We start from the raw sequence: 10,574 nt of genomic DNA, 5'->3' as shown, positions 1-10,574 counted from the left end.
TAGTCCCAGAGTTAAGATGAACCTTCTGCCTCTTTTTTCATCCCGCCGAATTAAAAACTTTTGAAATTACCTCAAATTTCCCCGTTTTGCAACTTGACAACAGAGAAAAAAGCAGTATAGTCAATGGTAACTCTACAAGTCCTGATAAAGGACTCTGCAGGCGACTTCCCGCAGGAAGTCCTCCAGGCGGCTGCATCAGCCGCCTATTTTTTTCAGGAAAGGGTGTCTAAATCCGATCGCCGGCATCGGCATCGACGCGGCGCAGCAGATCCAGCAGATGTTTCAACCGCAGCTTCGGCGGATTGAGGTAACTGATCGTCGGCTGGCGGCCCGCGATACGGTAGATGGTTCCACCGGGATTCTTCAGCGTCACCTTGCCGTCCACCACCGTGAAAATCTCATATCCCGCCCGCGCCGCGAGAATGCGCAGCCGGATCACCTCAAGCAGATTCTTCACCGACTCGGGCAGCGGTCCGAAACGGTCGCGCAACTCCTCGCCGTAAGCCTCGAGCTGCTCCTCGTCCTCGATCGCCGAAAGCCTCCGGTACGCATCGAGCCGCAGCCGGTCGCCGCCGATGTATTCCGGAGGGAACGCCGCCGCAAGCTGCCCCTCCGGCGCATTCAGCGTAAAACTCACGAAATCGATCCCGAGCTCGACTTCCGGCAACAGTTCGTGGCGCTCCCCGCGCAGACTCGCGACCTCCTGCTTCAGAAGCTGACAGTAGAGGTCGAAGCCGATCGTGTTCAGGTGACCGGACTGCTCGCTGCCGAGCAGGTTGCCGGAGCCGCGGATCTCCAGATCCCGCAGCGCGAGCTGAAAACCCGCCCCGAGATTCGAGCAGCGCCGGATCGCAGCAAGCCGTTTCCGCGCATCGGTGCTGACCAGCTGACTCTTCGGCAGCAGCATGTACGCATACGCCTGGTGTTTCCAGCGCCCGACCCGGCCGCGCAGCTGATAGAGTTCCGCAAGTCCGAACCGGTCGGCACGTTCGATCAGGATCGTGTTCGCATTCGGCACATCGAGGCCAGACTCAATGATCGTACTGCACACGAGGCAGTCCACCTCTCCCTGCAGGAACCGGGTCATGACCTCTTCAAGCTCGTGCTCGTGCATCTGGCCGTGGGCGACGGCAAAGCGCGCCTCCGGAATCAGCGACTTCAAATGTTCCGCTTTCTCGGTGATCGTGCGGACGCGGTTATGCAGAAAGTAGACCTGCCCGCCGCGCGCAAGCTCCGCTTTGATCGCCTGGACGATGAGTTCGTCCTCCTCGGGCGCGATGACCGTCTTGACCGGCAGCCGCTGTTTCGGGGCGGTCATCAGCGTGGAGAGGTCGCGCGCGCCCGCCATCGCGAGATAGAGTGTCCGCGGGATCGGCGTCGCGGACATGGTCAGCACATCGACCTCCGCCCGGAATCGACGCAGCCGCTCCTTGTGTTTCACGCCGAACCGCTGTTCCTCGTCGATCACCACGAGTCCGAGATTCCGGAACTTCAATTCCGGATTGCAGAGCCGGTGAGTTCCGATCAGAATATCGATCCCCCCTGAATGCAGCCGCCGCATGATATCGCTCTGCTCGGCACCGGTCCGGAAGCGGCTTAGCATCTCGATCGTGAACGGGTACTCCGCGAACCGCTCCCGGAAACTGTTGTAATGCTGTTGCGCGAGCACAGTCGTCGGAGCGAGCACCGCCGCCTGATACCCCGCCTCCACCGCCTTGAACACCGCCCGCATCGCGATCTCGGTCTTGCCGTAGCCGACATCGCCGCAGAGCAGCCGGTCCATCGGACGCGACGACTCCATATCGGAGAAGATCTCACCGGTCGAACGGCGCTGGTCCGGCGTGTCGCTGAACGGGAATGCCCGCACGAACGCACGACATTCGGACGTGTGTTTCGGGAACGCGATACCGGGCGCGGCCTGGCGCATCGCCTGCAGCCGCAGCATGTCCGCCGCATAAGAGCGTACGCCATGCCGGGCGGACTCCTTGTCGCGACTCCACTTCGAGCCGCCGAGCGCATGCAGATTGACCTTGCCGGGCGTACCGAGATAACGGCTGACCTTGTGCGCCTGCAGAAGCGGAACGTAAAGCAGCTGCCCGTCCCGGTATTCGAGCACAAGCACTTCGCGCGAAATCCCGCGCGTGGTCAGGATCTTGAATCCGCGAAAGATACCGATCCCGTGATCGAGATGGACGGCATAGTCGCCGTAATCGAGATCAGCCAGAGAAAACTCCGGTACCGTTCCGGGCGTCGGGATGTCCGTCGGCTCCGCCTCTGCGACGGCCTCCTCCTCCATCGCCTCCTCGAGTTCAAGTTCATGGGGGTCGCAGCGGTAGCCGCAGGTGACGAGTTCCCGTTCGGTGATGACCAGCAGTTTTTCCGCGGGGAGCGCGAAACCGCTGCCGAGACGGGCGACGTCGAATGTCAGATTCGACTCATCGATCCCCATCCGGCGGCAGTAGGCTTTGAGTGCGGGCAGATTCTCCCGGTGAGGCGCGACCAGCACGATCTCGAATCCCTCCGCAACGGCCCGGCGCAGATACTCCTCGAGCAGTCTCCGCGCCATCTCGTAAGCGCCGCCGCGCGCCTCGGGCGCGAAGAGTCCGCTGCGTTCCGAGTCCGGAACAGGCAGGGAGGGTTCGAGATCGGCGTGCGGAATTTCCGGATGCGCGGCAGCTTCGACCGCATCGTAGAAGGCATATGCGGCTCCCCGCTCCTCGCAGCGCCGACAGATCCGGTCGAACCGGGCGGCGGCGGTTTCGCTCGAATACTTTTCGAGCCGCTCCCGGCTCGCATCCGGATCGACGGTGAGCAGTCGGTAGTCGCAGCCCTCGAGATAGTCGAAGAAATCCGCCTCGGCGGCGCCGCCGGCAGTGATTCCGGCGCGTCCGATGACCCGGTACTCTTCAAGCGGGCCGGTCGAACGCTGGGTATCGGGAGCATAACTGCGCAGAGAATCGATCTCGTCGCCGAAAAACTCGACCCGGCAGGGGAAATCGTGCGCGGGGCTGAAGAGATCGATGATGCCGCCGCGCCGCGCGAACTCGCCCGAAACGGTCGCCTCATATTCGTCATCATAGTCAAGTTTCACGAGTTTTTCGAGCAGTTCGGCGGGGGGGAGTTCCATGCCGGGACGCAGCACGAGTGTCGCATCGGAGGTTTCCGCCGGTTTCGGTGCGGGGGCGGTCAGCGCATGAACGCTGCCGATATAGAGATCGAACGGTTCGCTGAGTGCCGCATTCAGCGCGCGGGCCCGCCGCGCCTCGCCGCCCGGGAACAGCAGTTTGCCGCGCCCGCACTCCGGAATGGAGAGGACTCGCACCCGGATTCCCGCGAGAAGCGCGAGCGCTTCGCACTCCGCCGCGGTCCGCTCCGCCGGATTGAGTTCCGGAAACACGACGACCAGCGGTTTTTTCTCCGTCACGACCGCCCGCAGCAGCAGAAAAGCGGCACAACCGGGATCGACCCCGGAACGGCTGAGTCCGCCGATAAGCGGCCCGGTCAGATAATTTTTCAGAATTTTTTGCCAGTTTTTCATTTCAACTGCTTGATTTCCCGGCAGAAAGAATTAGATTGGTAAATTTGTGGAAAATGCTTGTTGAGTATTTATTCAATCCACGGACTTTCCGGCGATAATATGATGTGTTTTCGTTTATTATAGATCGGAAAGTTATTTTTTACAGTCCAAAAGAGCTGTTTTGATAAAAATTTTCAAATTTTTTCATGTTTCCGCAGTGCACTGCCGATTTTGGGAAACGGTTTTGCCTGCGTGGAAAAATCGAGGATCGTTATGCCTGTGAAGAAAATGGTGTCGGACTCCGGGAAAAGTCAGGCGGGAAAGAATTCCGCCGCTCTGGAAGATGAAACGAACAACCTGAACCACGACCGTCTGGCAGTTCCGGACGAATTGCCGGAGGTGGAAGAAGAACTCTCTGCGGACCCGCGTCCGAAAGGGAAGCTGAAAATCAAGAAAGTGGAAGCTCCCCCGACCAAATTTCTTCCCAGGAACAGTGCGGCAACTCCGCCCGTCCATGAAACCGCGGGGCACCGGGAAGAGGGAGATCACCCCGCCGGGAAAGGGAGCCGGAAAGCCCCGGCGGAACCCGCGACCGCCCGCCCGCGCACAAAGCAGGAAAAAGAGTCGGCCCGCAAGATCGCACTGGATTCCAAGATCATCGCGGGCACCAAGAACGACACGATGAAAGTCTACATGGGCGAGATCGCCCGGATTCCGCTGGTCAACAAGAAAGAAGAGGCCGAACTAGCCGATGCGATTCACGGCGGCGACGAGGACCGGCACGAAGACGCCCGTTCGACACTCATCAAGGCGAACCTCCGGCTTGTGGTGAAGATCGCCCATGACTTCAAGGGGCTCGGGCTGCCGCTGCTCGACCTCATCAGCGAGGGGAACATCGGCCTGATGCGCGCGGTGGAGAAGTTCGATCCCGCCAAAGGCGCGAAGTTTTCGAGTTACGCGGCGTGGTGGATCAAGCAGTCGATGCGCCGCGCACTTGCAAATCAGAGCCGGACGATCCGGATTCCGGTGCAGTCCGCGGGAAAAATCAACAAGATCAAATCGGTCCGCATGAAACTGACCGAAGAGCTCGGGCGAGAGCCGACCGATGCGGAGATCGCCGAACATCTCGACTTCAGCGAGCGGACGGTCGCAGGGCTGCGCCTCGCGGATCTGCGCACGTTCTCTCTGCACGACCCGATCCAACAGGGTGAAGAGGGGGAATTTCAGGACATCATCCCCGACCGCCACGCGATGACGCCGGATCAGATTCTCGGCGATGTCGAATCGGTGTTCCGGCTGATGGATCTGCTTGAAAAACTCGAAGAGCGTGAACGTCGCATTCTCGAGATGCGGTTCGGTCTGCGCGGCAACCGCCCGCTGACGCTCGAAGAGGTGAGTCAGGAGATCGGCCGCACGCGCGAACGTGTGCGTCAGATCCAGAATCAGGCACTCTCGAAACTCAAGCAGCTCCTCGTCGACGAAGCGGGTTTTGCCGCGGACTGAGCTCTGCACACTTCCGGAATCTTGCCGGTGTCCCCTGTCTGCCGATACGACGGACAGGGGATTTGTGTTCTTTCCGCCTGCTTTCGGGCCGCAGATGAGGGAAATTTCGGAGGAAATTGTCTGAATCACTTGCAAGCGAACTGTTTGGATGCTATACTTTCCCCGGTATTATTTTTGGGGAGCGACTTTGCTTTTTTATGTACATTTTAGGGATTTCCGCATTTTACCATGATTCCGCCGCCGTACTGTTGAAAGACGGTAGAATTGCGGCTGCCGCACAGGAGGAACGGTTCAGCCGGATCAAGAATGACTCCGGATACCCCCGGGAGGCGATCGCATTCTGCCTGCGTCACGCCGGAATCGATATAAAAGATGTGGCTTATGTGGTGTTTTATGAAAAGACGCTGCTGAAATTTGACCGGCTGCTCGAAACCTACCTCGCTCTTGCGCCGAACTGCTGGAGCTCCTTTTCTCATGCGATTCCGCTCTGGCTGCACGAAAAGCTGTTCATCAAGCGGAAAATCCTGAGGGAGCTGGGCCGGGAGTTCTCCGGAAAAATCGTCTTCCCGTCACACCACGAGTCCCATGCGGCCAGCGCCTTTTTTCCGTCGCCGTTTGAGCGTGCCGCGATTCTCACAGTGGACGGGGTCGGCGAATGGGCCACCGCCTCCATCGGGCAGGGCAGCGGGAATCAGATCCGGCTGCTGGAGGAGTTGGCATTCCCGCACTCGGTCGGGCTGCTGTATTCGGCGTTCACCTATTTCACCGGATTCCGCGTCAACTCCGGAGAGTATAAACTCATGGGGCTGGCTCCGTACGGCCGGGGGCGTTTTGCGGATCTGATCCGTGAAAAACTCGTCCGCATTTTCCCGGACGGCTCGATTCGGCTGAACATGGAATATTTCGATTTCTGCGGCGGTCTGACCATGACCAACCGGAAATTCGCCGCGCTCTTCGGGGGGCCGCCACGCCGCCCGGAAACCCCCATTACGCAGCGCGAAATGGATCTGGCGGCGTCCATCCAGATCGTGACTGAGGAGATCATTCTGAATATGGCGCATCACGCCCGGGAGCTGACCGGCGAAAGGGATCTGGTGATGGCCGGCGGAGTGGCGCTGAATTGCGTCTGCAACGGGAAACTCCGGGAATCCGGGATGTTCGACGACATCTGGATTCAACCGGCGGCCGGCGATGCCGGCGGGGCTCTCGGAGCGGCAATGTTTCTGCATTATCAGCTGCTCGAAAAGGAGAGGCCGGTTTCCGGTCATGACGCGCAGCAGGGTTCGTTTCTCGGGCCGGAATACACTAAAGAGCAGATCGCAGCTGCCATCCGGCAGGCGGGCGCCGAAGCGGTCTTTTACGAAAACGAAGCGGACTGGCTGCACCGGACGGCGGAGGAACTCGCCTCCGGAAACGTGGTCGGCTGGTTCCAGGGGCGGATGGAGTTCGGGCCGCGCGCGCTCGGAGGGCGCAGCATTCTGGCGGATCCGCGCGACAAAGCCATGCAGACCCGCCTGAATCTGAAGATCAAATTCCGGGAATCGTTCCGCCCCTTTGCGCCGAGTGTTCTGGCGGAGCGCGCCGGAGAGATTTTTGAAGACGGGCGGGAATCGCCGTATATGCTGAATGTGACCCATCTGCGGGAGTCTGTCCGTCTCTCCAACACAGCGGAAGAGCGCAGGATCATGCAGGAGGCGCCGGACCTGATCGCGCGGCTGAACGTGCCGAGATCCAACTATCCGGCCATCACCCATCTGGATTATTCCGCGCGCGTTCAGACGGTCGATGCCGACCGGAATCCGGTGTATTACCGGCTGCTGCGGGAATTTGAACGGCTGACCGGCTGTCCGCTGCTGGTCAACACGAGCTTCAACGTCCGGGGGGAGCCGATCGTCAACACGCCGGAAGAGGCGCTGAACTGCTTCTTCTCGACCGATATGGACGTATTGGCGATCGGCGGATTCCTGCTGAAAAAATCAGAGCAGACGCGCCCCGGCAGAATCGCCCCGAAACCAACGATACATCTGGATTGAATCGATTATGCTGAATCCTTTTCAAACCATCAACTGGTCACCGGAACGGAGGAAGATCCGTTCCAGCGCGATTGTGTTTGCCGCGGGTTTTCTTCTGATCGCGGGAGGCTTCTTCGGCGCGGGGCTCTGGGGAATCGTCGCAGCGGGGGTTGTCGCTTTGTGCGCACTGCTGATCGGCGGAACGGCCATGCTGTTTCCGGATAGTTTCGGGCTCTGGTTTTATCGGATCTGGTTTGCGCTGGGAGCGGCGATCGGGCTTGTGGTCGGCAATCTGCTGTTCGGCGTGCTGTTCTTTCTGGTCTTCACGCCGTTCGCTCTGGGGATGAGGCTGATGACCCGGCGCGACCCGCTCCGGCTGCGCTGCGACGAGACGGAACAATCCGGCTGGCGCAAAGTTGAGCAGGTCGAGGATGCCGGAGAGTATTTCCATCAATATTGAAAGTGAATTTTCCCATGAAAAACCGACGTTTTGAAGAAATGGAATTCCGGGGCGGCCTGTTCACTGAACTGCGCGGCATGATCCGGAAAAACCGCAAATACTGGCTGGTGCCTCTTTTGGTGATTCTGGTTCTGCTGGCGGTTTTCTCCTGGCTGGCGTCCACCGGAGCGGCTCCATTCATCTACACGCTGTTTTGATGATGGAGCGGCCATGAGACTGCGTTCCGGGCTGATTGCGGCAGTGTTCGTTCCTGCCGCGATTCTCTGTCTGAAATTCGTTCCACTGCCCTGGCTCTGGATCTGGCTGCTGCTGGCGGCACTCCTGACATTTTTCGTGTGGATGGAGCGGAAACATCTGCGGGAACGAACCAGGGTGATCTGCATCAACCTGATTCCGATCTTTCTATTCTTTGCGGGAGCGGAGTGGGTCTTTCATCGTCTCGACGGCTCGGTCGCAACGGAGCAGGATGCCCCTTATGTCCGCAGCGACAAACTTCTGGGCAGCACGCCGATCCCCGGTTCCCGGAGTCATTTTCGGATGAGTCATCATGGGGAAAAAATCGCCGAGGGGGTCGTCACGATCGACCAGGCCGGCAATCGGGTAACGCCGGAACCTGCGGCAGAAACCGGGAAACCGGTCGTATTCTACGGCTGCTCTTTCACATTCGGGCTGGGTATTTCCGATCATGAGACGCTCCCCTGGCAATTTGCTGAGGCGACGGGGCTGCGGGTTTTCAATCTCGGGCTGAACGGCTACGGGCCGCAGCAGTTTCTGGCGTTGCTGGAGTCGGGAAAATTCTCCGAACGGGTGCAGCGACAAACGCCGGAACTGGTGATTTACCTTGCTCTGCCCTGTCATCTTGAACGGCTCAACGGGGAGCCGTCATTCTGCGCGACATCTCCGCGTTATGTGCTGCAGGACGGCGAATTCCGGAGGGCGGGAACGTTTCTGCCGTTCGACGGGGTTCCGATTCTGGGAATCTGTGTGCGGCAGGCTCTCAAGTCGCCGATTTTCTGCCGAGTCTACTCGATGCTGCGCCGTTCCTCGCAGGATGATGAAGAGCGTATCGCCAACTTCCGGGCGGCTGTTCTTAAAATGCGTGATCTGGTGAAACGGCAGCTGCCCGACGCGCGTTTCGTCGTTCTGAGCTACGACTCGCCGACAGAGGTGATTCAGAGGAGTCTGGCAGAGACCGATATCGAGATCATCCGCTGCTCTGAGCTCGTGGAAAAACCGCTTGAACATGCTGATTACCACATCCCGCACGACGGACACCCGACCGGGGCGCTGTGGCGCGATCTGCTTCCCGGGCTGCTGCGTATTCTGGATTCTTCCCGATTCGAGCCGGGCGCGGTCAGCGGACAGTGAAATGCGCGTTCCTCCCATTACTTTTTCAATGGCGAACGCGACTTGACTTCGCCGACACCAACCCACGCTTGCCATCTGTAATCGCTCAAAAACAAATGTGCGCAAAATAGCGGACACTACCTGACAGTCAATGCGATGCAATATTGCATCATATTCAGTCAATAAGAGAAAGATAGCATGGAAAATACTGATTGCAAATTAATGAAATTCGCTGCCGTCACGAAAAAGCCAGTAGATGGCAATGTCGGATCGTGATATTGGGAAAACATGAAAGAAGCCATCGTCCGCAGATAACTGACAATAGTGTGCGTTCCAACTCTGCCATAGAACAAATCTTTGATTAAACTTGAAATTTGTCCTCCATGATGATACATTACTGTTGTCACGGAGGATAAGTGTATGATCAAGAGAAAAATTCAGAGTGTTCTGGCGGATTGGGCTACGAAATTTCCAGTCATTACGATTACTGGGCCGAGGCAGGCGGGCAAAACAACTCTTGCTCAATTACAGTTTCCCGATTACAAATACGTCAATCTTGAGGATCCTGATATCCGTTTGCTGGCCGAGAGAGATTCTCGTGAGTTTCTGCAACAATATTCGGCTCCTGTCATCATCGATGAAGTGCAACGTGTCCCAAAATTGCTGAGCTATATTCAGGTCATCGTCGATCAAGACAGGCAGAAAAAAGGACAGTTCATCCTGACCGGCAGTCAACAGCCGAATCTTAGAGCCGAGGTTTCGCAATCACTGGCGGGTCGGACCGCGATTCTGCAACTGCTCCCGCTTTCGATTCAGGAATTGACAGAAGCAGGAATCACGATGGATCGTGATGAATATCTTTTCAAAGGATTCATGCCGGAACTCTACAATTCCACCATAGAACCGGATTTGCTTTATCGCAACTATTACATGACCTATGTGGAGCGTGATGCCCGTCAGCTGATCAATCTGCGCAACAGCTCGAACTTTGAGCTGTTCATCAAATTACTGGCAGGTCGAGTAGGACAACTGATCAATCTCAGCAGTCTCTCCAATGATGTGGGAGTGTCCGTTTCAACGCTCTCAGAATGGCTCTCGGTGTTGGAGGCAAGTCATATTGTGTTCCGGTTGCCGTGCTACTTCCAGAATTTCGGCAAGCGGTTGGTGAAAACTCCGAAGCTTTATTTTACCGAGGTTGGCCTTGCAACCTATCTGCTCGGAATCAAGAACGTATCGCAAGTTGCACGGGATCCGCTGTTCGGCGGACTGTTTGAAAACATGGTGGTGCTGGAAGCTCTGAAAGCCCGCTACAACGCAGGGAAAGAGAGCGAACTCTATTTCTACCGGGACAGCAAGGGTATGGAAGTTGATCTGCTGCTCAATGAGAATCGGGAACTTCTGCCGATGGAAATCAAAGCTGCGCGAAGCTGCAATCCCGACTTCGCGGGAGCGATTGCCAAGTTCCGTTCCATGGTACCAAATTCCAAGCCCGGCGTTGTCATCTATTCCGGGGATCTGACCCCGACGATTGAGGATACTCGTTTCGTCAATTTTGCCAACACAGGGAACATTATTGCAGAATAACACGAGATGCTGTTATGGAATGGGTAGTGTCCGATATTTTGCGCACATTTGTTTCTGAGAGCCTCAGAGGCCTCCGGAGCTCCGGGATCAGCCGATGATGCCGGGATAAGGGGAAATCGTGGCAAAAAAAGACCCGCGCTCGTGTGTGCGA

At 57.7% G+C, this 10,574-nt stretch carries 7 protein-coding genes; 6 read left to right on the top strand and 1 reads right to left on the bottom strand.

The window, feature by feature from the left end:
* Window positions 1-226: 226 nt before the first annotated feature.
* Window positions 227-3,538, bottom strand: a complete 3,312-nt coding sequence (gene mfd / locus Q0J85_RS14810; protein ID WP_294483018.1) for a transcription-repair coupling factor — start codon at window positions 3,536-3,538, stop codon at window positions 227-229.
* A 252-nt stretch (window positions 3,539-3,790) separates the two neighbouring features.
* Between mfd and Q0J85_RS14805 the strand changes: the two genes are divergently transcribed.
* From Q0J85_RS14805 to Q0J85_RS14780, 6 genes are all read left to right on the top strand, one after another.
* Entirely contained in the window at window positions 3,791-5,020 is a 1,230-nt protein-coding gene (locus tag Q0J85_RS14805) for an RNA polymerase sigma factor RpoD/SigA (protein ID WP_294483016.1), read from the top strand.
* Window positions 5,021-5,217: 197 nt separating this feature from the next.
* Complete coding sequence (locus Q0J85_RS14800) at window positions 5,218-7,053, top strand: carbamoyltransferase (RefSeq protein ID WP_294483014.1); 1,836 nt, start codon at window positions 5,218-5,220, stop codon at window positions 7,051-7,053.
* A 7-nt stretch (window positions 7,054-7,060) separates the two neighbouring features.
* Window positions 7,061-7,492: an SxtJ family membrane protein gene (locus Q0J85_RS14795; RefSeq protein ID WP_294483013.1), complete on the top strand. Its 432-nt coding sequence runs from the start codon at window positions 7,061-7,063 to the stop codon at window positions 7,490-7,492.
* A 14-nt stretch (window positions 7,493-7,506) separates the two neighbouring features.
* Window positions 7,507-7,689: a DUF5989 family protein gene (locus tag Q0J85_RS14790; protein WP_294483012.1), complete on the top strand. Its 183-nt coding sequence runs from the start codon at window positions 7,507-7,509 to the stop codon at window positions 7,687-7,689.
* Window positions 7,690-7,702: 13 nt separating this feature from the next.
* Complete coding sequence (locus Q0J85_RS14785; protein ID WP_294483010.1) at window positions 7,703-8,860, top strand: hypothetical protein; 1,158 nt, start codon at window positions 7,703-7,705, stop codon at window positions 8,858-8,860.
* Window positions 8,861-9,259: 399 nt separating this feature from the next.
* A complete protein-coding gene (locus tag Q0J85_RS14780) occupies window positions 9,260-10,423 on the top strand; it encodes an ATP-binding protein (RefSeq protein WP_294483006.1) in 1,164 nt (387 codons plus the stop codon).
* Window positions 10,424-10,574 lie beyond the last annotated feature (151 nt).

The organism is uncultured Victivallis sp. (genome assembly GCA_944389935.1).
GTDB lineage: Bacteria > Verrucomicrobiota > Lentisphaeria > Victivallales > Victivallaceae > Victivallis.
This window is presented reverse-complemented; position numbering and strand designations above follow the sequence as displayed.

Bases quoted from the DNA above. Each gene is read 5' to 3' on its own strand.
- Q0J85_RS14805 (WP_294483016.1), top strand. From the start codon at position 3,791: ATGCCTGTGAAGAAAATGGTGTCGGACTCCGGGAAAAGTCAGGCGGGA.
- mfd (WP_294483018.1), bottom strand. From the start codon at position 3,538: ATGAAAAACTGGCAAAAAATTCTGAAAAATTATCTGACCGGGCCGCTT.
- Q0J85_RS14780 (WP_294483006.1), top strand. From the start codon at position 9,260: ATGATCAAGAGAAAAATTCAGAGTGTTCTGGCGGATTGGGCTACGAAA.
- Q0J85_RS14790 (WP_294483012.1), top strand. From the start codon at position 7,507: ATGAAAAACCGACGTTTTGAAGAAATGGAATTCCGGGGCGGCCTGTTC.
- Q0J85_RS14800 (WP_294483014.1), top strand. From the start codon at position 5,218: ATGTACATTTTAGGGATTTCCGCATTTTACCATGATTCCGCCGCCGTA.
- Q0J85_RS14795 (WP_294483013.1), top strand. From the start codon at position 7,061: ATGCTGAATCCTTTTCAAACCATCAACTGGTCACCGGAACGGAGGAAG.
- Q0J85_RS14785 (WP_294483010.1), top strand. From the start codon at position 7,703: ATGAGACTGCGTTCCGGGCTGATTGCGGCAGTGTTCGTTCCTGCCGCG.